This is a genomic window from Euzebya rosea, assembly GCF_003073135.1.
In the GTDB taxonomy this organism is placed as follows: Bacteria; Actinomycetota; Nitriliruptoria; order Euzebyales; family Euzebyaceae; genus Euzebya; species Euzebya rosea.
The window spans coordinates 402,345-423,563 of the sequence record NZ_PGDQ01000006.1 but is presented as its reverse complement, the minus strand read 5'-3'; the positions used below and the strand labels follow the sequence as shown (position 1 = coordinate 423,563).

At 70.3% G+C, this 21,219-nt stretch carries 21 protein-coding genes; 5 read left to right on the top strand and 16 right to left on the bottom strand.

What is annotated here, in order from left to right:
* Positions 1-162: 162 nt before the first annotated feature.
* The gene (rlmB, locus tag CUC05_RS10995; RefSeq protein ID WP_157965453.1) at positions 163-957 is read right to left on the bottom strand and encodes a 23S rRNA (guanosine(2251)-2'-O)-methyltransferase RlmB; all 795 of its coding nucleotides are present in this window, start codon (positions 955-957) and stop codon (positions 163-165) included.
* A 171-nt stretch (positions 958-1,128) separates the two neighbouring features.
* On the opposite strand from rlmB, the gene CUC05_RS24670 reads away from it, so the two are divergent.
* Positions 1,129-1,338, top strand: coding sequence for a hypothetical protein (locus CUC05_RS24670; protein ID WP_157965452.1), 210 nt, complete (start codon positions 1,129-1,131; stop codon positions 1,336-1,338).
* 42 nt (positions 1,339-1,380) lie between these two features.
* On the opposite strand, the gene ispF is transcribed toward CUC05_RS24670, so the two are convergent.
* The 8 genes from ispF to CUC05_RS10955 form a co-directional block, all read right to left on the bottom strand.
* Entirely contained in the window at positions 1,381-1,860 is a 480-nt protein-coding gene (gene ispF, locus CUC05_RS10990) for a 2-C-methyl-D-erythritol 2,4-cyclodiphosphate synthase (protein ID WP_108666178.1), read from the bottom strand.
* A gap of 2 nt (positions 1,861-1,862) precedes the next feature.
* The gene (ispD, locus tag CUC05_RS10985; RefSeq protein WP_108666123.1) at positions 1,863-2,558 is read right to left on the bottom strand and encodes a 2-C-methyl-D-erythritol 4-phosphate cytidylyltransferase; all 696 of its coding nucleotides are present in this window, start codon (positions 2,556-2,558) and stop codon (positions 1,863-1,865) included.
* Positions 2,555-3,676 carry a PIN/TRAM domain-containing protein gene (locus CUC05_RS10980; RefSeq protein ID WP_108666122.1) on the bottom strand — a complete coding sequence of 374 codons (1,122 nt, stop codon included), beginning with the start codon at positions 3,674-3,676 and terminating at the stop codon, positions 2,555-2,557. Before CUC05_RS10980 ends, ispD begins: the two co-directional genes overlap by 4 nt.
* Positions 3,677-3,723: 47 nt before the next feature.
* Positions 3,724-4,206, bottom strand: a complete 483-nt coding sequence (locus tag CUC05_RS10975) for a CarD family transcriptional regulator (protein WP_108666121.1) — start codon at positions 4,204-4,206, stop codon at positions 3,724-3,726.
* Positions 4,207-4,462: 256 nt separating this feature from the next.
* Positions 4,463-5,557 (bottom strand): DNA integrity scanning diadenylate cyclase DisA, encoded by a 1,095-nt coding sequence (disA, locus tag CUC05_RS10970; protein WP_108666120.1) that lies wholly within the window; start codon positions 5,555-5,557, stop codon positions 4,463-4,465.
* Between the two features lie 87 nt (positions 5,558-5,644).
* Positions 5,645-7,015: a Na+/H+ antiporter NhaA gene (nhaA, locus tag CUC05_RS10965; protein ID WP_205712262.1), complete on the bottom strand. Its 1,371-nt coding sequence runs from the start codon at positions 7,013-7,015 to the stop codon at positions 5,645-5,647.
* 151 nt (positions 7,016-7,166) lie between these two features.
* Positions 7,167-8,309, bottom strand: a complete 1,143-nt coding sequence (locus tag CUC05_RS10960; RefSeq protein WP_108666118.1) for a YihY/virulence factor BrkB family protein — start codon at positions 8,307-8,309, stop codon at positions 7,167-7,169.
* 12 nt (positions 8,310-8,321) lie between these two features.
* Positions 8,322-9,269 (bottom strand): HhH-GPD family protein, encoded by a 948-nt coding sequence (locus tag CUC05_RS10955; protein WP_108666117.1) that lies wholly within the window; start codon positions 9,267-9,269, stop codon positions 8,322-8,324.
* 20 nt (positions 9,270-9,289) lie between these two features.
* On the opposite strand from CUC05_RS10955, the gene CUC05_RS10950 reads away from it, so the two are divergent.
* Positions 9,290-10,027, top strand: coding sequence for a dihydrofolate reductase family protein (locus CUC05_RS10950; RefSeq protein ID WP_108666116.1), 738 nt, complete (start codon positions 9,290-9,292; stop codon positions 10,025-10,027).
* Positions 10,028-10,208: 181 nt separating this feature from the next.
* Here the strand turns inward: CUC05_RS10950 and nucS are convergent, their stop codons facing one another.
* From nucS to CUC05_RS10935, 3 genes are all read right to left on the bottom strand, one after another.
* Entirely contained in the window at positions 10,209-10,868 is a 660-nt protein-coding gene (gene nucS, locus CUC05_RS10945; protein WP_108666115.1) for an endonuclease NucS, read from the bottom strand.
* Positions 10,869-10,908: 40 nt separating this feature from the next.
* On the bottom strand, positions 10,909-12,018 hold the full coding sequence (locus tag CUC05_RS10940; RefSeq protein ID WP_170127981.1) for a diguanylate cyclase domain-containing protein: 1,110 nt from the start codon (positions 12,016-12,018) through the stop codon (positions 10,909-10,911).
* A gap of 443 nt (positions 12,019-12,461) precedes the next feature.
* Complete coding sequence (locus tag CUC05_RS10935; RefSeq protein ID WP_108666113.1) at positions 12,462-14,966, bottom strand: ATP-dependent Clp protease ATP-binding subunit; 2,505 nt, start codon at positions 14,964-14,966, stop codon at positions 12,462-12,464.
* Positions 14,967-15,282: 316 nt separating this feature from the next.
* Here CUC05_RS10935 and CUC05_RS10930 point away from each other — a divergent pair, with 316 nt between their 5' ends.
* The 3 genes from CUC05_RS10930 to CUC05_RS10920 are packed head-to-tail and all read left to right on the top strand — an operon-like array spanning position 15,283 to position 17,473.
* Positions 15,283-16,062, top strand: coding sequence for a motility protein A (locus tag CUC05_RS10930; protein ID WP_157965451.1), 780 nt, complete (start codon positions 15,283-15,285; stop codon positions 16,060-16,062).
* A gap of 26 nt (positions 16,063-16,088) precedes the next feature.
* Complete coding sequence (locus CUC05_RS10925; protein ID WP_108666111.1) at positions 16,089-17,084, top strand: OmpA/MotB family protein; 996 nt, start codon at positions 16,089-16,091, stop codon at positions 17,082-17,084.
* A gap of 20 nt (positions 17,085-17,104) precedes the next feature.
* Complete coding sequence (locus CUC05_RS10920) at positions 17,105-17,473, top strand: RNA-binding S4 domain-containing protein (protein WP_108666177.1); 369 nt, start codon at positions 17,105-17,107, stop codon at positions 17,471-17,473.
* Here CUC05_RS10920 and CUC05_RS10915 read toward each other — a convergent pair whose 3' ends face one another.
* From CUC05_RS10915 to lysS, 4 genes are all read right to left on the bottom strand, one after another.
* Positions 17,474-18,694, bottom strand: a complete 1,221-nt coding sequence (locus tag CUC05_RS10915; RefSeq protein WP_108666110.1) for an RNA polymerase sigma factor — start codon at positions 18,692-18,694, stop codon at positions 17,474-17,476.
* Between the two features lie 8 nt (positions 18,695-18,702).
* Entirely contained in the window at positions 18,703-19,044 is a 342-nt protein-coding gene (locus CUC05_RS10910) for a YciI family protein (RefSeq protein WP_108666176.1), read from the bottom strand.
* A 15-nt stretch (positions 19,045-19,059) separates the two neighbouring features.
* Positions 19,060-19,395, bottom strand: a complete 336-nt coding sequence (locus CUC05_RS10905) for a YciI family protein (RefSeq protein WP_108666109.1) — start codon at positions 19,393-19,395, stop codon at positions 19,060-19,062.
* A gap of 182 nt (positions 19,396-19,577) precedes the next feature.
* Positions 19,578-21,146 (bottom strand): lysine--tRNA ligase, encoded by a 1,569-nt coding sequence (gene lysS / locus CUC05_RS10900; RefSeq protein ID WP_108666108.1) that lies wholly within the window; start codon positions 21,144-21,146, stop codon positions 19,578-19,580.
* Between the last annotated feature and the right edge of the window lie 73 nt (positions 21,147-21,219).

Below are 21,219 nucleotides of genomic sequence, written 5' to 3'. Positions count from 1 at the left end.
GTTGGCAGCGCGTTGCCGAGAGTTTACGTAGTCACGACTAGTCACTGGCAAAATACCGTAAGAGTCACGAGCCGTCGAGGGCGGGCTTGGGATCCGTCACGAGCGGGTCGGGCGCCAACCGCGCGACCGCACCTCGAGCCGCGCACCCACTGCAACGCTCGACTACCCGTTGTGATGGCGCCGTGACCACTCGAAGGCGGTGACCGCGGTGGCGGTCGCCGCGTTCAGCGAGTCGAGCCTGCCCGCCATCGGGATGGAGACCAGCGCGTCCACCCGTTCCGCGACGAGGCGCGACAGACCGGCACCCTCCTCGCCGATGACCAGCGCCACGCGCTCGTCCAGCAGGGGTTCGTCCCAGATCGTCCGGGGAGCGTCCCCCGCGAGCCCGAGGGACCACAAGCCGTGGTCGCGAAGCTCCTCCACGGCCCTGGTGATGTTGGTGGCGACCACGACCGGCACCCACGAGAGCGCACCGGCCGCGGCCTTCTCTGCCGCAGGGGACGGCGACGCGGCTCGCTTGGACCGGATCACGATGCCACCAGCGCCCGCCTGCTCGGCCACGCGCGCGATGGCCCCCAGGTTGCGGGGGTCGGTCACGCCGTCGAGGACCAGGACGAGGTCGGCGGTGGCGAGCCGATCCATGGAGGCGTAGGCGAACGGGGCGGCCAGGGCAACGACCCCCTGGTGGCGCACCTCTCCGGTCAACGCATCCATCTCGTCCCTGCTCGCGGTGCGCAGCGTCACCCCCGCATCCGCAGCCGCCTGCGCCAGGTCTGCCAGGGCGTCGACCTGGCGGGTGTCGATGATGACCGCCTCGAGGTCGCGACCTGCGCGGATCGCCTCGCGAACGGGCTGCCGGCCCGGGATCACGTAGCGGTCGGATCGACCGTCGCCACCGCGGACCTCCGATGGACGGGTGGTGGTCGGGCGAGACGGTCGACGGTTGCGTGGGCTCACCCCTCCACCGTACGGCGCCGCCCCTGACCCGTGTGCACAGCCGCACGCACCGTGACGTCCGGGCACGACCACCAGGGGCGGGTACGCTGAATGACTGACGCCGAACGGGCTCGAGGGGTGACGACAGCGTGTATTCGTCGACGGCAGAAAGTAATAAAGGACGGGTGGTCCGTGACCGATGAAAAGGCGATGGACTACACCCCGCCACGCCAGAACGTCCTGTCCCGCCTGCGCGACGAACAGGTCATCCGTCGGGTCGAACGTCAGGCGTTCGGCTTCTCGACCCAGAACTACCACCGCAACGAGCGAGTGAAGCGCGCCCTTTTCGCGGTGCTCTGCAGCCTGACGGGGCTGGGCCTCGCGGCGATGGCCATCCTCTAGCCCCACCGGGCGCTCGGCGGACGTCCCGACCGCTCGTCGGGGTCAGCGCACCCGTTCCACCAGGACGACCGCCGTGCAGGCGATCCCTTCCCCGCGGCCCACCATCCCGAGCCGATCAGTCGTCGTTGCCTTGACCGACACCGCGTCGACGGGCACGGCGAGGGCCTCGGCCGTCGCACGCCGCATCGCCGGGACATGCGGCGACAGGCGTGGCTTCTGGGCCAGCACCGTGGCGTCGACGTTGACCGTCCGCCACCCCTCGGCGGCCAGCCGATCGCGGGCCAGCGCGACGAAGGTGGCGCTGTCCGCCCCCTTCGTCCCGGGTTCGTCGACGCCCACGAGGTCGCCGATGTCACCCATCGCGACGGCGCCCAGCAGCGCATCGACGATGGCATGCAGGACCACGTCCGCATCACTGTGACCATCGAGGCCCGGTGCCCCCGGGATGACCACGCCGCCGAGCCGGAGCGGCCGCTCGTCGGTGGCGAAGGCGTGGGCGTCCACGCCCTGTCCGATGCGGATGGTCACGCGCGCTCCTCGTGGTCGCCCGACGCGAGGAAGGCCTCGGCCAGCAGCAGGTCGTCGGGATAGGTCACCTTCAGGTAGCGGGCGCTCCCCGGGACCAACACCACCGTGCCGCCCCCCGCCTCGACGAGGGCGAGGTCGTCGGTCGCGTCGACCCCTCGGGCGTGCGCTGCGTGGAGCACCTCGGCACGGAAGACCTGCGGGGTCTGGACGGCTCGCAGGGACGCGCGGTCGACGGTGCGGATCACCACCTCTCCGTCGGCGACCTCCTTCAGCGTGTCGGTGACCGGGAGGGCTGGAGCCGATGCGTCGGCGCCGTCCACCACCGCGGCGACTGCCCGCCGCAAGGCGGCGGCGTCCACCAGGGGCCGCGCAGCGTCGTGCACGGCGATGACGTCGACCGCGCCCAGCGCAGCCATCCCCGCCGCCACCGAGCCGGTCCGGGTGGCGCCGCCGGGCACGACCCGTGTGCCGGGTCCCATCCGCTCGACCTGCGCCAGGGCCTGCTCCATGTGGGTGGGTGGACCCACGACGACAACGTCGTCGGCTGCCGACGCCAGCCGATCGAGGGCATGTGCGAGCAGGCTGCGGCCGCCGAGCTCGACGAACGCCTTGGGATGGTCGTGGCCGAGCCGTGTACCCGATCCCGCGGCCACGATCACGAGCCCGACGCGGATCGCCGGGCGTCCGCTCATCCGGCGTCGCCCCGCAGCAGCCGTGGCCGGGGTGTCGGATCATCGGCCTCGAGCACCGACGCGAACAACATCCGGCCTCGGGACGTCGACACGATGCTCGTGACCTCCACGGAGAGGTCGTCACCGATGCGGTCGCCCGCACGTTCGACGACCACCATGGTGCCGTCGGGCAGGTAGCCGACCCCCTGCCCCTCCTCCCGGCCCCGCTTCGCCACCGTCAGGGGCAGTACCTGCCCGGGAAGGACCGGCGGTCGCAGGCTCTCGGCGAGGCTGTGGAGGTTGCGCACGGGGATGCCCTGCACCTCCGCGACCCGCGCCAGGTTCCCGTCGGTCGTCACGAGCGGGGTGCCGCGGAGACGGGCGAGCTTGAGCAGCTTGGTGTCGACCTCTTCTCCACCGGGGTCGTCCTCGAGCACCTCGACCCCGATCGAGGACAGCCGCTGGAGCGAGGCAAGGGTGTCCAGCCCCCGCTGCCCCCTGCCTCGACGTTCCGGGTCCGCGGAGTCCGCGAGGCCCTGCAGCTCGTAGAGGACGAACTCGGGCACGAGCAGGATCCCCTCCATCCACCCGTCGCGGCAGACGTCGACCAGGCGACCGTCGACGAGCGCCGAGCTGTCGAGCAGCTTGTAGGCCGACCCGCGGGCCCGGCCGCTGCTGGAGGGCAGGCGACCTCCCGCACCGAGGAACCGGAGCAGGTCGCCGGCTCGGCTGCGACCCAGCCGCATCCCCGCCCAGGCCATGGTGGCCATCACGATGACGGCCATGGGGACGGTGAAGGCCTTGCCCCCGAACAGCAGGACCGGCCAGGTGACCCCCGCGGCGATGACCAGGCCGAGGAGCATGCCGGCCGTTCCGGCCACGATCTCGCTGGCGGAGACCTCCTGGAGGGTCCGCTCGACGTCGGACATCCGCGACTGCGCGAATCGGCCGAGGACGCCACCGACGACGTAGCCGACACCGGCGCCGAGCGCGGTCAGGACGAGCTGCCCGGCCCCCTCGTCTGCCCCCATGCGTGAGGACACGTCCAGGGAGATGGCCGTGGCGAGCACCACGACCGCCAGCCGGATCAGCTCGACGAAAACGACGCCGCCCGGGACGTCAGACGATGACCGTGCCATGTCCGAGCTGTCTCCGGGCGGGGTGTTGTCTGGCGTGGGCGTGGACCCTACGCCGTGAGGACGTCGTCGAGGTAGGCCTCGGCGTCCTCGTCGGACTTGTCGAGGGCCGCAGCGAGCTCGGACACGAGCACCTGCCGCGCCTTGGAGAGCATGCGCTTCTCGCCGGCGCTGAGGCCCTTGTCGCCCTCGCGGAGGGCCAGGTCGCGGACGACCTCCGACACCTTCATGATGTCGCCGCCCTTGAGCTTCTCGTTGTTCGCCTTGAAGCGACGCGACCAGTTGGTGGGGACCTTCGCCCCGCGCATCGAGAGGACCTCGATGACCTTCTTGATCTGTGCGTCGTCGCACACCTGTCGGATGCCGACCTCGTCCGTCTGGTCAGCCGGGACCTTGATCGTCAGGTCTCCGTAGGTCAGTCGCAGGACCAGATATGACCGTTCCTCCCCCAGCAGCTTCCGCGTCTCCTCACGCTCGATCACTGCGGCGCCGTGATGCGGATACACAACAGTGTCGCCAACGGTGTAGGTCATATGCACTTCCCCTGTCCGACTCGGGTGGACGTTTTCTGCGGCTGGCCGGCGGGCAACCTGAGGTGACCCGAGCCGACTAGTGCGAACCCTTACTGTACCACGGAACAGGAGGGGCAACCAAATCAAAAGTGCTGGTCAGACGCGTACCAGACGGTGAACCCGTCATGAACGTGACCCATTCCGCGGACGGTTCGTGCACCGTCCGAAAGAACCATGCGACACAACGTCATCTGCACGGTTGTCAAGGGGCAATGGGTCAGGCGTAGCGCTCGAGGATGCTGGACTCCGCGAGTCGAGCGAGGCCCTCCTTGATGGCTCGCGCACGCGTCTCCCCGATGCCGTCGACGGTGCCGAGGTCCTCCAGGGTGGCGTCGAGCAGGTGGTCGACGCTGGAGAACTTGTCCACCAGCTTCTCCACGATCTGGTCCGGAAGGCGGGGGATGCGCGACAGCAGGCGGTACCCACGCGCCGTGACGGGACGTTCGTCGCCCTGCTCGGCAGGTGAGTAGCCGAGGGCCCTGGCGACCTTGCCGTGCTCCAGAAGCTCGGCGTCGTCGAGGGCGGCGAGCGCCTCCATGACCTTGGAGACCTTCCGGCGCCGGTCGGCGAGGTAGTCGGCGACCACGAGCTCGCGTTCGGACTCGACCCCGAGCAGGAGCTCGTCGAGCTGCAGCTGCAGCAGGCGACCCTCGGTCCCGAGCTCGGCGACGGCGTGCTCGATCTCCTCGGAGATGCGCGCGACCCGTTCGGCGCGCTGGAGGACCTGCACGACGTTGCCCAGGGTGACGACGTTCTCGATCTCCAGGGCGGACAGGGCGGCGGAGACCTCGTCCAGCCGGTTGCGGTACCGCTCGAGGGTGGCCAGCGCCTGGTTGGCCCGGAACATGATGGAGGACAGCTCCTCCAGCACGTGCTTGTGGCCACCGACGTAGACCGACACGATCTGCATCGACTCCGACACGCTGATGACCGGGATGTTGGTCTGCTTGGCCATGCGGTCGGCGGTGCGATGCCGGGTGCCCGTCTCCATCGTGGGGATCCCGGAGTCGGGCACGAGGTGCACGTTGGCCCAGAGGATGTTCTCGCAGGCGTTGTCGATGAGGATCGCGCCGTCCATCTTGGCGACCTCCGACAGGTGCTGGGCCGTCAGCTTGGCCTTCAGCTGGAAGCCGCCGGACCGCAGCTCCTCCATCTGCTTGTCGTAGCCGAGGACGATGAGGGCGCCCTTGCCGGCCTTGATGATCCGCTCGATACCCGCGCGCAGAACCGTTCCTGGTGCGACCTGCTGGAGCATGTCCACCAGGGCATCGTCACGTTCTGCCACTGCTCTCCCTCTCTCGACCGCGGCCATGATACCCACGCCTCGCACGACGACGGGCAGGGTGATCGCTCAACCCTGCCCGAGGCGTGTGCCAGCGGTCGCCGGCGACGGTGGCTGTCAGGCCGTGGTCTTGCGCGCGGCCAGCGCCGTGTAGCCGAGGATCCCGGCGGTGATGGAGGCTGCGAGGATGCCGACCTTCGCCTCGTCGACCAGCAGCGGATCGCCGAACGCGAGCCCGGAGATGAAGATCGACACGGTGAACCCGACACCGGCCAGCAGGCCCACGCCGGCCATCTCGAGCCAGCCGACGCCGCGGGGCAGCTTGGCCACCCCGGAACGGATGACCAGGAACGACGCCGCCATGACACCCAGCGGCTTGCCGACCACCAAGCCGACGATCACGCCGAGCGGCACCGGATCGGTCAGCAGCGCCCCGAAGGAGTCGCCCGACAGCTCCACGCCGGCGTTGGCCAGGGCGAACAACGGCAGGATCACGAAGGCCGACCAGGGGTGCAGGCGGTGCTCCCAGATACGCAGGGGCGACACGGCGTCTCGGGAGACGACCGCGATGTTCTCCAGCTCGTTCTGCTCGGACTCGTCGGCGACGCCGTCCTCCGGGCGCGAGCGCAGGGCGGTCAGGCGGTCGTGGATGAGGCCGAGCACAGCCGATGGCGGGTGCAGCGGGAACGCGGGGGTCAGCAGGCCGAGGATCACACCGGCGATGGTGGCGTGGACGCCGGACTCGAAGACCGCCAGCCACAGGAACGCCGCCAGCAGGACGTAGGGGACGATCGCGTAGACCTTCAGGCGCTGCAGGACGAGGATCGCCCCGACGGCCAGCGCCGCCGCACCCAGCCAGCCGAAGTTCAGGCTGGAGGTGTAGAAGATCGCGATGACCAGGATCGCGCCGATGTCGTCGACGATCGCGAGGGTCAGCAGGAACACCCGCAGGCTGGCCGGGGCACGCTTGCCCACCAGCGCCAGGATGCCGACGGCGAAGGCGATGTCGGTGGCCATGGGGATACCCCAGCCGTTCGCCCCCTCTCCGCCGAGGTTGATGGCCACGTAGACCAGGGCAGGCACGACCATGCCGCCGAACGCCGCCGCGATGGGGAGCGCAGCACGGCGAGGGTCCTTCAGGTCACCGTGGACCAGCTCGCGCTTGATCTCCAGGCCGGCAACGAAGAAGAACACCGCCATCAGCAGGTCGTTGATCCAGTGCTCGACGGACTCGTCGAGGACGAGGAAGCCAAGGTCGATCGTGATGTGGTGGTCGACGAACGCGTGATAGCTCTCGGCGAACGGGCCGTTGGCCCAGATCAACGCGACCGCTGCCGCGAGCACCAGGACGATGCCGCCCGATGCCTCGGTGTGCAGGAACTGCTGCAGCGGCTGCACGATCTTGCGCGCGCTGATCCGGTCGCTGTCGGCGTACGACCGGTTCAGGCTGTTGGCCGGTTCGGTCTTGTTCTCGAGGTCGCTCGTCACATCTTCACCGTGTGTGATCGTGTCCGACAATGCAGGCTCCAGGATGCGTGGGCCTGCATGTCCAGGCCGTCGGAGTCTGGTCGGCATGCGCCGCGCCGAGCTTAGCGCGCGGGGTGGATCCTCCGGCAGTCGACCGGTCGCCGCCGCCGCCTCAGCGCAGGAACCTGCGCCAGGCCCGGGCCGCGAGCGCCGCCCCCGGCGTGGCGGCCGCGACACCCTGCAGCGGCGGGACCACGAGTCCACCGTCGGACGGCTCGTCGTCGCCCTGGTCACGCTGGGTGGTCCCGACCGACGAGCCGTGCCGTGTCCCGACCAGACCCGGATGCCGCGGCATGTCCGCGGTGACGGCGTCGAGGGCGGGGGCGGGGGTCGGATCGGGCCCCGTGTCGCCGCCGGCGGTGGCGTCGGCAGTCAGGTACCGCTCGATCTCGTGGTCCAGCTCCGCTCCCATCAGCAGGACGGTGAAGGAGTAGTTCAGCCAGACGAGCAGGACGATCACCCCCGCGAACGCCCCGTAGGTCGCCGCGTAGGACTGCGAGAAGCTGACGTAGAGCCCGAACAGGAAGCTGAGCAGCAGCCAGCCACCGACGCCGAGCACCGCACCGGGGGTGAGGAACCGCAGCCGTGGCCGGTCGCGGTTGGGCCCGAACCAGAACGCGAAGCCGAAGAACAACATCAGGATGGTGATCGCCGCCACGTACCGGCCCAGGCCGATCAGCAGGCGAAGGGGCGAGTCGAGGACCTCCTGCGGCAGGACGAGCTCCAGCAGCGTCGGGCCGAAGACGATGGCCACGAACATGCCGATCAGGGCCAGGGCCAGCGCGCCGATGACGCCCAGCGAGGTCAGTCGCAGGCCGACGAAGCCCCGGTCCTCCTTGCGGTCGTAGGCCTTGTTCAGCGCGTTGATCAGCGCCGCAGCGGCCCCGCTGGCCGCGAAGAGCCCTGCCCCGATGGAGATGATCAGCGCTACGGTGCCGTCCTCCTTCAGGTTCTCCAGCGCCGTCTGCAGGGCGTCCTCGACGAAGTCCCTGGCGCTCCCCGGGATCAGGTCGCCCGCAGCCGCCACCATCGCCTCGATGTCGGCGGTCGAGACGACCTGGGCGGCGATCGCGACGGCGGCGATGAGGCTCGGCACGAGGGCCAGCACGATCCTGAGGGTGACCACGGCGGCCAGGTTGGACACCTCGTCGGCCTTGAACTCCTGTCCGGTGTTGCGCAGCACCGTGCGCCAACCGTCACCGCCGAGCTTCCACCAGGACCGCTCGTCGAGCGCCTGCGCTGTCGTCCCTGCCATGTCGTGCCCCGGTCAGTCCTCGCGGTCCCGTTCGCCGTCCCGAGACTTGCCCGTCGTTCCCGGCAGCGCAAACCCGCGGCCGCTCCGCACCACCAGCCCGTCGGCCACCAACGCGTCCAGGACCGCTTCCCCGTGTTCGCCGGCGAGCTCGAGGGCTGCCCCGCCCTCCAGCAGGCCCGCACGGGCCGCAGCGATGATCCTCCCGCGCGCCTGGCGGGCCGATCCCTCGAACCGACCCTGCGGGCGGGGACGGTGGGCACCTCGCCCGGCGGGGTCCTCCTCGGGCCCTCCCGCCCAGCTGCACGTCGCCATGACGGGACACCCCTCGCACGCTGGTGTCCTGGCCCGGCAGACCGTGGCCCCGAGGTCCATGAGCGCCGCTGCGGTGGCCGCGCCCCTCCCCCACCGCACCGCCCCGTCGGCCAGCGCCTGGGCGTCCGCACGGTCCAGCACCCTGCCGGTGTGGCGGGCGACGACGCGGGCCACGTTGGTGTCGACCGGGACGACGTCACGATCGAAGGCGAAGGCGAGGACGGCCCGGGCCGTGTAGGGGCCGACCCCGGGGAGGGCCAGCAGGCCGTCGAGGTCGTCGGGCACCTCACCTCCGTGCCGCTCCACCATCACCACCGCAGCACGGTGCAGGTTGACCGCCCGGCGGTTGTAGCCCAGCCCCACCCACAGGTCGATGACCTCCGCCGGGGCGGCCTCGGCCATGGCCGAGGGATCGGGGAACCGCTCGACCAGCTCCACCCAGCGGCCGGCGACGCGCTCGGCCTGGGTCTGCTGGGCCATCACCTCGCTGAGGAGGATCCCCCAGGGGGTGGTGCCGGGCGCCCGCCACGGCAGGTCCCGGTCGTCGGGCCGATGCCACGCCAGCACACCCTCGACGAGCGCACGAACCGCGTCGTGATCGGCCGGGTCGTCAGCCGGGTCGTCAGCGGAGGGAGGAGGGGCACCCATGCTGGGTAGCCTGCCGCGAGATGGAGCAGCTGCACCCAACCCACGTGCCCGAGGTCGACGCCTACGAGGCCCACCGCCCGCCGGCGGACGAGCCGTCGTGGCTGCGGGTCAACATGGTCAGCAGCCTCGACGGGCACATCGTCGACGACGACGGGGTCAGCGGGGGGTTGGGTGGCGAGGCGGACCGGCTGGCCTTCTTCGCGATGCGCCATCACGCCGACGCCATCCTGGCCGGCGCGGGCACCGTTCGGGCCGAGGACTACGGCGGCATGCGGGTCCGCGACACGATGCGAGCCGCACGGGAAGCCGACGGCCGGGTCGACCCGGCGCCCATCGTGGTGGTGACGGCGTCGGTGGACCTCGACCCCACCTCCCGGTTGTTCACCGACACCCGCGTCCCGCCGATCGTGCTGACCACGACCGACGCGGATCCCGAGGCGGTCCAGCGCGTGGCCGAGGCGGGTGCCCGTGTCGTCAGCGCGGGTGAGGGTCGCGTCGACCTAACGGAAGGCCTGGCCGTCCTCCGGGAGTCCCTGGGCCTGCACCACGTCCTGTGCGAGGGCGGGCCGGGGCTGAACGCCGCCCTGCTGGCCGCCGACCTCGTCGACGAGCTGTGCCTGACGCTGGCCGCGACCGTCGTGGGCAGCGACGACCCCAGGCGCATCGCCGGCGGTGCCCACCCCGAACGCCGGATGGCCCTCTCCCGCGTCCTCCACCAGGACGGCGAGCTGCTGCTCCGCTACACCCGCACACGCTGACACGACCACTGAAGCGGGGCGGCAGGAGGCGGCGGGCGGCGGCGAGCCGCGATGTGCACCTCGGCGCCGTTGGGCGCACAGGTGCACAGGACCGGGAGCGGATTGTGCAGTTCAGCGCAGTTGTGGATCAAGCTGCACGAGACGGTGGAGGGACGGGTCGCCGTCCCGGCGGGGGGACGGGTCAGAAGAGCTTGAGCTCGTCGGACTCGATACCGCGCAGCTCGTCGTAGTCCACCTCGACGCAGGCGATGCCCCGTGACTCCGCCAGGACGCGGGCCTGGGGCTTGATCAGCTGTGCGGCGAAGATGCCCCTGACCGGACGCAGCAGCGGATCACGGTCCATGCGCTCCAGGTAGCGGGTCAGCTGCTCGACCCCGTCGATCTCGCCGCGCCGCTTGATCTCCACCGCCACGGCCTGCCCGTCGGCGTCCCGGAGCAGCAGGTCCACGGGCCCGATGTCGGTGGGGTACTCGCGGCGGACCAGCTGGAGGTTCTCGCCGATGGCGTCGGTGTTGGCCGCCAGCAGCTCCTGCAGGTGTGCCTCGACCCCGTCCTTGGTCAGGCCGGGGTCCTCGCCGAGCTCGGTCTCGGTCTCCCAGATGCGCTCGTGCAGGGTGATGGTCAGCGTCTCGCCCTTGGGGGACGTCACGACCCAGCGGTCGTCCTCCTCCTCCAGCCGGTTGGGGGCGTTCATCCAGTTGAGGGGCTTGTAGGCACCACCGTCGGCATGGATGGCGACACAGCCGTCGGCCTTGACCATGATCAGGCGACGGGCCTCCGGCAGGTGGGCGGTCAGCCGACCGTCGTAGTCCACGGTGCAGCGGGCGATGAGTAGGCGCATGGGACCGGCAGCGTAGATGCCGGCACGGCCGCGTGCCCGGTCAGGCCGCGAGGCCGCGACGCTGGCGCGCCGATGCCCGCAGGTGGAGCGCGTGCATCGGGTCGATCGCCGCAGCGGCCTCCACCGCGTCCAGCTCCTCGCGGATCTCCGACACCCGCGTGTGGCCGTCCCACAGCACCACTCCGGCGCTCACCTCGGGACGCACGACAACCCCATCGAGGAGGACCGGCGCATGCGCACGATCCACCAGCCGCTGGGCGGTTCGCAGCGCGATGTCGCTGTCGGCGACCTCGGCGAGGACGACGACCACGCGGTCGTCCCCCACCCGGGCGGTCAGGTCCACTCGCCGGACGGTGCGCATCAGTCGCTCGGCGACGGCGTCCGCCACGAGTTCCACATCGGCCCGGCCGCGCACGGGATGGACTCGGAGGGACACCAGGGCGACCTCCTCTCGCCCGGCCTCGACCATGTCCAGCCGAGCCCTCAACACCTCCTCCGCGGGAAGGGTGTCAAGGGGCTCGGACGACCCGATGCGCGCCCCCGTCGCGTCGAACCACGCCGCCGGCATGCGGGCGAGCAGCTCGCGGCGTCGCGCCCCGAGCAGGGCGGCGGTTGCGTCGGCGGCCAGCTGTCGCTGGGACGGCCCGTCCAGCGTCGTCGCACCAGAGGGACCACCGAGTCGGTTGCCGAGCACGATCACGCCGAGCGGTTCGCTGTCCATCAACGGGACGACGATCGCGTCGTCGACACCCATCCGTGCCAGCCACGGCCGCAGCGGGTGGGCGTCGCCCTCGCGGAGGTCGGCCGGCCGGGGGTCCACCGCCAACCACGCGGTCATCAGCTCGCACAGCTCCTCCGGCGGGCGCGTCTCGATGGTGGTCAGCTGACCGTCCTCCAGCGAGACCCTGGCAACCGCCTTGTTCGGTGGCGTCACGAAGAGCGCGTCGGCCCGGGTGGCTCCCGTGGCCGTCGCCAGCCCGTCGAGGAGATGACGGAGCGCGGCGTCGACCCCCACGGCCTCGCGGGCGCGGTGGACGACCTTCGCGACCACCTCGGGTGCGACGACCGCAGCACGCCTGCGGCCGGCAGCGCGGGCGGTGACGACACCGAGCAGCCCGACGGTGGCAACGGCGATCAGCAGCTCAGGCACGGGCACCCCTGCTCCTCAGGCGACTACGAAGGGCAAGAGCAATACTACCGTGCGTCAACCCACCGGACCAGTCCCGATTCTCCGGGTTCCGGAACGACTGAGCCCCAAGGACGAGCGGGCCCTGGACGAACGAGCGCCATCCTGAACGAGCGAGGGCCCGACGCGCTTGGTGCGTCGGGCCTGTGCTGTGCGTTGACGTCCCCCCTGATCACCTGGGCTCTTGGCGCCCGCCGGGAACGGATCGACGTCGTGTGGTGAGCTTCACGTGACTCGTTGTCCGGATCACGAACGAAGCGTTACCTCATCGTAGCCCGAGGTGAACCCGGAGCCAACAACTTGTCCTCGCTGCGTCACATCCACCAACACCGCGACACCGGCGCCCCTGCACCGAACGCAGGAGGAGCGCCGTGCGATGCACGACGCTCCTCCGACGACTCGAACGGTCAGTCCTCGGCGCTCGCCAGCTCCATCGGCGGCACCTCGGGAGCGTCCATGGCCCGGAAGACCACAGCGTCGTCCTCGATGTCGGCGACGATCAGCTGGTTGGCGGAGAACTCGCCGTACAGCAGCTTCTCGCTGAGCACGTCCTCGATCTCGCGCTGGATGGTGCGGCGCAGCGGACGGGCACCCAGGGTCGGGTCGTAACCCTTCAGGCTCAGCCAGTCCTTGGCGTCCTCGGTCAGCTCGATGTCGAGTGCCTTGGCCTTCAGCTGCTCCTTCACGCGCTTCATCATCAGGTCGACGATGTTCTTGACCTGCGCCTGGGTCAGCGGGTGGAAGACGATCGTGTCGTCGATGCGGTTGAGGAACTCGGGCCGGAAGTGGCGCTTGAGCTCGTCGTCGACCTGCTCCTTCATCTGCTCGTAGTGCGACTTCTCGTCCGCTTGGGCAGCGAAACCGGTCGGCGTCTTGCCGAGGTTCCGGGTCCCCAGGTTGGAGGTCATGATCAGCACGGTGTTCTTGAAGTCCACGGCCTTGCCCTGCGAGTCGGTCAGGCGACCGTCCTCGAGGATCTGCAGCAGGGAGTTGAAGACGTCCGGGTGGGCCTTCTCGACCTCGTCGAAAAGCACCACGCTGAACGGCCGACGGCGCACCGCCTCGGTCAGCTGGCCGCCCTCCTCGTAGCCGACGTAGCCGGGAGGCGAACCGATCAGGCGGCTGACCGTGTGCTTCTCCTGGTACTCCGACATGTCGAGGTGGATCAGGGCGTCCTCGTCGCCGAACAGGAACTCCGCCAGCGTCTTGGCCAGCTCGGTCTTCCCGACACCGGAGGGGCCGAGGAAGATGAACGAGCCGGACGGACGCTTGGGGTCCTTCAGGCCGGACCGGGTCCGACGGATGGACTTGGAGACGGCCACGATGGCCTCTTCCTGGCCGATGATCCGCTTGTGGAGCTCGGCCTCCATCCGCAGCAGCTTCTGGGTCTCCTCCTCGGTCAGCTTGAAGACCGGGATGCCCGTCCAGTTGCTGAGGACCTCGGCGATGTCCTCCTCGTCCAGGGTCAGGACGGTGTCCAGGCCAGAGGACTTCCATTCCTTCTCGCGCTCGGCACGACGCTCGAGGAGCTTCTTCTCTTCGTCGCGCAGGCGCGCCGCCTTCTCGAAGTCCTGGTCGTCGATCGCCTGTTCCTTCTGCTTGCGGACCTTGTTGGCCTCGTCCTCGAGGTCCTGCAGGTCCGGCGGCGCGGTCAGGCGACGGATGCGAAGCCGGGAGCCGGCCTCGTCGAGCAGGTCGATGGCCTTGTCCGGAAGGAAGCGGTCGGAGATGTAGCGGTCGGCGAGGTTGGCGGAGGCCACCAGCGCCGCGTCGGTGATGGTGACGCGGTGGTGGGCCTCGTAGCTGTCGCGCAGGCCCTTGAGGATCTCGATCGTGTGGACGATGGAGGGTTCCTCCACCGTGATCGGCTGGAAACGACGCTCGAGCGCCGCGTCCTTCTCCAGGTGCTTGCGGTACTCGTCGATCGTGGTGGCACCGATGGTCTGCAGCTCGCCGCGGGCCAGCATCGGCTTGAGGATGCTGGCGGCGTCGATCGCACCCTCGGCGGCACCCGCGCCGACGAGCGTGTGCAGCTCGTCGATGAACAGGATGATGTCGCCGCGGGTGGTGATCTCCTTGAGCACCTTCTTGAGGCGCTCCTCGAAGTCACCGCGGTACCGGGAACCGGCGACCAGTGCGCCGAGGTCCAGGGTGTAGAGCTGCTTGTCCTTCAGCGTCTCGGGGATGTTGCCCGACACGATCATCTGGGCGAGGCCCTCGACGATCGCGGTCTTGCCGACACCCGGCTCGCCGATGAGCACGGGGTTGTTCTTGCGCCGGCGCGACAGCACCTGCATGACCCGCTCGATCTCGCGCTTGCGGCCGATGACCGGGTCGAGCTTGCCTTCGCGGGCGTGCTGGGTGAGGTTGCGACCGAACTGGTCGAGCACCGGGGAGCCCTTGGACTCGCCCTCGCCCTGGCTGCCGGGGGCAACGCCTGCCTTGGGGCTGCCCGACGGGGAGCCCTCACCACCGGCGTAGCCGCTGAGCAGCTGGATGACCTGCTGGCGCACCCGGTTCAGGTCGGCGCCGAGCTTCTGCAGGACCTGGGCCGCGACGCCCTCGCCCTCGCGGATCAGCCCGAGCAGGATGTGCTCGGTCCCGATGTAGTTGTGGCCGAGCTGCAGCGCTTCCCGCAGGGACAGCTCGAGGACCTTCTTCGCGCGGGGCGTGAAGGGAATGTGGCCGGCAGGGGCGGTCTGCCCCTGGCCGATGATCTCCTCGACCTGCTCGCGCACGCCTTCCAGGGAGATGCCGAGGGACTCCAGCGCCTTCGCAGCGACGCCTTCTCCCTCGTGGATCAGCCCGAGCAGGATGTGCTCGGTGCCGATGTAGTTGTGGTTGAGCATCCGAGCTTCTTCTTGCGCGAGCACTACGACTCGCCGGGCTCGGTCGGTGAAGCGTTCGAACATATCGTCTGCCCCCTGAAGGCGGTAGCGGGGAGTCGGTGAAGGGTATCGCGTCACTCCGATGGCAGAGGGACGGATCGTGATCCCAACCTGGAGGCCACCCTACCCGTGGGCGCAATGACACGCCGGAGCACGACAACCGTGACAACAGGTGGATCGGCCCGTCCGAGGCGCGTCTGAGCGTCCCGTGCAACGCCGGATCGGAAAGGTGTGGTCCGAGGCTTCAGGTGGCCCCCGGGCGTGCCGATCGAAGTGTGGAGGTTCCGCCAGGGTGGCGGGGCCGTTGCTTCACGGATGAGGCAGGAACGCACATATGGACATGGCACTCATCGGAGGGCTCGTACTCTCCTTCCTCGCGATCATCGTCTCGACGCTGATCGACGGGAACAGCTTCGGACCGCTGATCGGCCCGTCGTCGTTCGTGCTGGTCTTCTTCGGCGCCCTCGGCGCAGGGATGACCGGCCTGAACAAGGAGGACCTGGGACGGATCCCCAAGACGGCGATCAAGGCCATCAAGGGCGCGACGTTCGAGAACTCGGGGACCGTCACGATGATGGCCCAGCTGGCCGACGTGGCGCGCCGTGAGGGCGTGCTGGCGCTGGAGTCACGGCTGGACGGCATCGAGGACGCCTTCCTGCGCAAGGGCGCGCAGCTGATCCTCGACGGCGTGGACTCCGAGAAGGTCGAGGAGGCCATGAGCATCCAGATGGAGTCGACCCTCAGCCGGCACAAGCTGATGATCGCCTTCTACGAGGCCGTCGGCGGCTACCTGCCCACGTTCGGCATGATCGGCACGGTCATCGGCCTGATCAACATGCTGGGCAACCTCTCCGACCCCTCCCAGCTGGGCGCCGGCATGGCCGTGGCGCTGCTGACCACGCTGTACGGCGTGATGTTCGCCAACCTCGCCTTCATGCCCATCGCCGGCAAGCTCAAGCTGCTGATGGAGCAGGAGCAGACCGCCATGAAGGTGGTGCTCGACGGGGTGCTCAGCATCCAGGCGGGCATGAGTCCGCAGATGCTGGTCGAACGGCTCGAGTCCTATCTGCCCCCTGCCGAGCAGCAGGGCTACAGCGACCGCATGGCGGCCGCGGCCTAGCCGCGCGCCCCGATCGGAGAGCTCTCGTGGCCAAGCACAAGTGCGTCATCCCCGACCCGCCGCCGGACACCACCCGGTGGATGGGCACCTACGGCGACATGGTGACCCTGCTCATGGCGTTCTTCGTGATGCTGTTCGCCGTCTCGGAGACCAACAACGAGAAGTTCATCGCCTTCGTCGCGGGGCTCGCCGGCCCGTTCGACAACCCGGCGCTGGAGCTCGGGATCGTCGACGGCGCGGCGCTGCCCGAGACCAGCGTCAGCCCGATCTCGTTGGTGGCCCCCCAGCCGGGGTACCGCGACGAGTTCAGCCAGGAGGCCCTCGAGGAGGTGTCGGCGCAGGAAGCCGCGCGGGAACAGCTCGCCGAGGTCGAGACCGCGCTGGAGGAGGTGCTGGAGGTCACCGACGTGCCCATCACCGTCGAGATCCGCGCTGACGCCCGGGGGCTGGTGGTCAGCATCTCCACCGACCACGTGCTGTTCGACGTCGGGGCGGCGGAGATCTCCGCGGCCGGTCGGCAGCTGATCGCCGAGATCGCCCCCGTGCTGGTGGACGCCCCCAACAGCGTCGTGATCGAGGGACACACCGACGACACACCGCTGTCCGCCGGCGGCGACACCAACTGGAACCTCTCCACCGACCGGGCCGTCGCGGTCCTCGAGCTGCTCGGGACCGAGCACGGCATGCCGTGGGACCGCATCTCGGCGTCCGGCTACGGCGAGCACCGGCCGCTCGTGCCGAACACCTCGGCGGAGAACCGGGCCGTCAACCGTCGCGTGGAGATCCTCGTCGTGGGCCTCGACATCGCCGATGAGGGCGCCCCGCCCCCACCCGCCGACGCCGTGACGGGCGACCCGTCGACCACCACCGCGACCCCCGCTCCGGAGGTCGTGACGGGGATCGTCGAGGACCCGATCGGTGACCCGGTGGCCAGCGCGGACATCTCCGGTGACCCACTCGCCGGGGCGGCCGTCGGTGCCGCCGCGGGTGGACCGACCCTGGCGGCGATCCTCGGCCAGTAGCGGGTAGCGTGGGCCCGACCATGGAGTCCACGCGAGCGGACCGGTGGCTGTGGGCCATCCGGTTGTACAAGACCAGGGCCACGGCTGCGGACGCCTGCAAGGCCGGCCACGTCACCGTCAACGGCAAGAAGGCGAAGCCGGCCGCACCCGTCCGTGTCGGCGACCGCATCGAGGCGCGGGTCAACCAGCACCAGCGCGTCGTGGAAGTCCTGCGGGTGATCGACTCGCGGGTCGGCGCCCCGATCGCGGTGGAGTGCTACGCCGACCACTCCCCTCCCCCGCCGCCGCGGGAATCGGCTGCCTCGCTGGCGGGAGCCCGCGACCGCGGGAGCGGTCGCCCCACGAAGAAGGACCGCCGCGAGATGGAGCGCCTCCGCCGCCTGCGCTGACTACAGGTCGGCGAGGCGGTCGTCGATGTGGCGCCGCTCGACGACGTTGTCGGTCAGGGCGCGGGCGCGGGTGAAGGCCTCGCGGGCGTCGTCGGTCCGGCCGAGCCGGGCGAGCAGGTCCGCGCGGGCGGCGTGGAGCAGGTGGTAGCCGTCGAGTCCGTCGATCCGGTCGATCGCGGTCAGGCCGGCCACGGGCCCCTCTGCCATGCCGACGGCCACCGCGTGGTTGAGGGCGATGACCGGGGAGGGGTCGCCGACCGACAGCGCGGCGTAGAGGCCCGCGATCTGGGCCCAGTCGGTGTCGCCCCACGTCGCGGCCTCGGCGTGGACGGCCTGGATGGCGGCCTGGACCTGGTAGGGGCCCGGGCGGCCGCGGCGCAGCGCCCGTTCGACCAGCGCGCATCCCTCCTCGATCAGCCCGCGGTCCCAGCGCGTCCGGTCCTGGTCCTCCAGCCTGACCAGCCGGCGGCCACGGGTGCGGCTGCGGCGTCGGCTGTCGATGAGCAGCATCAGCGCGAGCAGGCCGGTCACCTCGGGTTCGTTGGGCATCAGGCGGTGCAGCAGGCGGCCCAGGCGGATGGCCTCCCCCGACAGCTCGGCGTCCAGCAGGACCTCGCCCTCGGCCCGCAGGTAGCCCTCGTTGAAGATCAGGTACACGCACGACAGCACGGCCGCGAGCCGCTCGGCAAGCAGGTGGTCGGGAGGGACTCGGAACGGAACGCCCGCGACCCTGATCTTCTTCTTGGCACGGGTGATCCGGGCGGCCATGGTCGACTCCTGCACCATGAACGCACGGGCGATCTGCGGGGTGGTCAGGCCCGCGACCAGGCGAAGGGTCAGGGCCACCTGGGCGTCCTGGGCGAGGGCGGGGTGGCAGCAGGTGAACATCAGCCGAAGTCGGTCGTCGACGATCGTCTCGGCGAACGGGTTGTCGTCGGCCCCCGCCTGCCGGCGGTCCAGCTCGACGGCCATCTCCGCGGTCTTGGCCTCCAGTCGGCCCGCCCGCCGCAGCTTGTCGATCGCGCGGTTCCGGGCAGTGGTCAGGATCCAGCCCCCCGGGTTGTCCGGCGGATCGTCGGCCCAGGTGTGGAGCGCCCGTGCGTAGGCCTCCTGCACCGCTTCCTCGGCGAGCGCGAGGTCGCCGAAGGCACGGACCAACGAACCGACCGCCCGGCCCTGGTCGTCACGGAACGCCCGCTCGACCAGGGCACGGGGGTCCACGGGCGTCCTCAGCGGATCGTGCGCAGGGGCCGGACCTCGACCGACCCCAGCCGTGCGTCGGGGATGCACCGCGCCACGTCGAGCGCGGCGTCGAGGTCGGGACAGTCCAGCAGGTAGTACCCGGCCAGGTGCTCCTTGGTCTCGGCGAACGGCCCGTCGGTCACGACGGCCTCACCGCCCCGGACCCGCACGGTGGTGGCGACATCGGGGGCCGCCAGGGGGCTGGCGTCGACCAGGTAGCCGGTCGACGCCACGTGCGCGTGCAGCACGTCGTAGTCGGCGTACAGCTGTCGCTGGCCGTCCTCCCCCAAGCGGTTCCACTCCTGGATGTCGGAGCGGATCAGGAGCATGTACTTCACGCCCGACTACCCCTCCTCGTCGAAGACCATGACCTGGCGCACCTCGGCGGTGACGCTGGGCGGCAGCTTCCTGGCCCAGTCGAGGGCCGCGGCCTCGTCCTCGACGTCGAGGACGTAGTAGCCGCCGATGACCTCCTTGGTCTCCGCGAACGGCCCGTCGGTCACCGTTCCCGTGGCCACGGCGACCGTCTTGGCGGTCTCGACCGGGTACAGGGCGTCGCCCGCCACGAACACACCGGCGTCCTTGGTCGCCTGGTCGTAGGCGAACCACAGGGGCATCTCTGCGGCTGCCTCCTCCTCGGTCTGGTCGGTGCCGCCGGCGAGCAGGATCATGTACTTCATGGTGATCTCCAGGGTTCGGGGCCGGACCTCTGCCGGCCACTCACCACTCTGACGAACCGGGATGCTCGATATCGACAGCGTGCCGAAAGAAGTTCCCGTCGCTCAGGCCTCCGGCCGGAGCGTCGGGCCCTGTTTGCCCAGGGGGGCTCCGCCCCCCTTCGACCCCCCGGAGTTCCCGTCGCTCAGGCCTCCGGCCGGAGCGTCGGGAACAGGATCACGTCGCGGATGGTCTGGACGTCGGCGAGGAGCATGACGAAGCGGTCCACGCCGATGCCGAGGCCCCCGGTCGGGGGCAGTCCGTACTCCAGGGCGCGGAGGTAGTCCTCGTCCAGGCCCATCGCCTCGGCGTCGCCTGCGGCCTTGGCGGCCACCTGCGCGTCGAACCGCGCGCGCTGGTCGTCGGGGTCCGACAGCTCGGAGAAGCCGTTGGCCAGCTCGCGACCAGTCACGATCAGCTCGAACCGTTCGGTCACGTGCGGCAGGTCACGGTGGCTGTGCGCCAGCGGGGAGGTCTCGATGGGGTGCTCGGTCACGAACGTCGGCTGCCACAGGGTGTGCTCGACCAGCTTCTCGTAGAGCTCCACGATCAGCTTCTGGACCCCCCAGCCGTTCTCCCAGCGGACCTCGTGGGTGTCGCACAGCGCACGGACGTCGTCGATGTCGCTGTCGTAGCCGAGGTCCTCGCGGCCGGTGGCCTCGCGGGCCAGCTCCAGCAGCGGTCGGCGCGCGAAGTCACCGCCGAGGTCGACCTCGCGACCGTCGTAGGTGACCGTGGTCCCGCCGGTGGCCTCGACGGCGGCACGCTGGACGAGCGCCTGCGTCAGGGCCATGACGCCCTCGTGGTCGGTGTGGGCCTCGTAGGTCTCCAGCATCGTGAACTCGGGGTTGTGCCGCGTGGACAGCCCCTCGTTGCGGAACACGCGTCCGAGCTCGAAGACCCGGTCCATGCCGCCGACGATCAGCCGCTTGAGGTACAGCTCCGGCGCGATGCGCAGGTACAGGTCGATGTCGAGGGCGTTGTGGTGGGTGACGAACGGCCGGGCGGTGGCGCCGCCGGGGATCGGGTGCAGCAGCGGGGTCTCGACCTCGAGGAACTCCCGGTCGATCAGCTCCGCCCGGAGGGCCTGCATCGCCCGGGTCCGGATCTCGAAGACTCGGCGCGAGTCGTCGTTGACGATCAGGTCGACGTAGCGCTGGCGGTAGCGGGTGTCGGTGTCGCTGAGCCCGTGCCACTTGTCGGGCAGCGGGCGCAGCGCCTTGGACACCAGCGTGACCTCGCTGGCCATGACCGACAGCTCACCACGACGCGAGCGGATGATCCGGCCCGTGACCGCGACCCAGTCGCCGGTGTCGAGGCAGTCGACGTGCCCCATCGCGTCCTCGCCCACCTCCTTCTTCGACACCATGGCCTGCAGGTCCTCGCCCCGCTCGCGCAGGACCAGGAAGACCAGCTTCCCCATGCCACGCCGCATCACGATCCGCCCGGCGACGGTGACGACCTCGTCGGTCTCCTCCCCTGCGTCCAGGCGATCGGCCCACGCCGCGTTGACGGCGCGGATGCGGTCGGGCACGTCGACGCCGACGGGGTAGGGCTCCACGTCGTCGGCCCGCCACGCCTCCAGCTTCTCGCGTCGCTGGCGCACCAGCTCGTCGAGGTGGCTGGCGTCGGAGGCGCTCGCCGCGTCGGTGGACGCGTCGGCGGAGGGAGCGCCGGTCACGGCGTCGGGCTGGGGGGAGGTGGAGTCGGACACAGGCGCGAAGGGTAGGTCACCCTGCCCGCTTCGTGCACCCTGTGGACGACTGCAGCGGCCGTGGGTTCGACCT

Excerpts from the sequence above, each read along its gene's own strand:
- ispD (WP_108666123.1), bottom strand. The coding sequence starts at position 2,558 with ATGAGCGGACGCCCGGCGATCCGCGTCGGGCTCGTGATCGTGGCCGCG.
- CUC05_RS10980 (WP_108666122.1), bottom strand. The coding sequence starts at position 3,676 with ATGGCACGGTCATCGTCTGACGTCCCGGGCGGCGTCGTTTTCGTCGAG.
- CUC05_RS10975 (WP_108666121.1), bottom strand. The coding sequence starts at position 4,206 with ATGACCTACACCGTTGGCGACACTGTTGTGTATCCGCATCACGGCGCC.
- disA (WP_108666120.1), bottom strand. The coding sequence starts at position 5,557 with ATGGCCGCGGTCGAGAGAGGGAGAGCAGTGGCAGAACGTGACGATGCC.
- CUC05_RS10960 (WP_108666118.1), bottom strand. The coding sequence starts at position 8,309 with ATGGCAGGGACGACAGCGCAGGCGCTCGACGAGCGGTCCTGGTGGAAG.
- CUC05_RS10955 (WP_108666117.1), bottom strand. The coding sequence starts at position 9,269 with ATGGGTGCCCCTCCTCCCTCCGCTGACGACCCGGCTGACGACCCGGCC.
- CUC05_RS10950 (WP_108666116.1), top strand. The coding sequence starts at position 9,290 with ATGGAGCAGCTGCACCCAACCCACGTGCCCGAGGTCGACGCCTACGAG.
- nucS (WP_108666115.1), bottom strand. The coding sequence starts at position 10,868 with ATGCGCCTACTCATCGCCCGCTGCACCGTGGACTACGACGGTCGGCTG.
- CUC05_RS10935 (WP_108666113.1), bottom strand. The coding sequence starts at position 14,966 with ATGTTCGAACGCTTCACCGACCGAGCCCGGCGAGTCGTAGTGCTCGCG.
- CUC05_RS10930 (WP_157965451.1), top strand. The coding sequence starts at position 15,283 with ATGGCACTCATCGGAGGGCTCGTACTCTCCTTCCTCGCGATCATCGTC.
- CUC05_RS10920 (WP_108666177.1), top strand. The coding sequence starts at position 17,105 with ATGGAGTCCACGCGAGCGGACCGGTGGCTGTGGGCCATCCGGTTGTAC.
- CUC05_RS10910 (WP_108666176.1), bottom strand. The coding sequence starts at position 19,044 with ATGCTCCTGATCCGCTCCGACATCCAGGAGTGGAACCGCTTGGGGGAG.
- CUC05_RS10905 (WP_108666109.1), bottom strand. The coding sequence starts at position 19,395 with ATGAAGTACATGATCCTGCTCGCCGGCGGCACCGACCAGACCGAGGAG.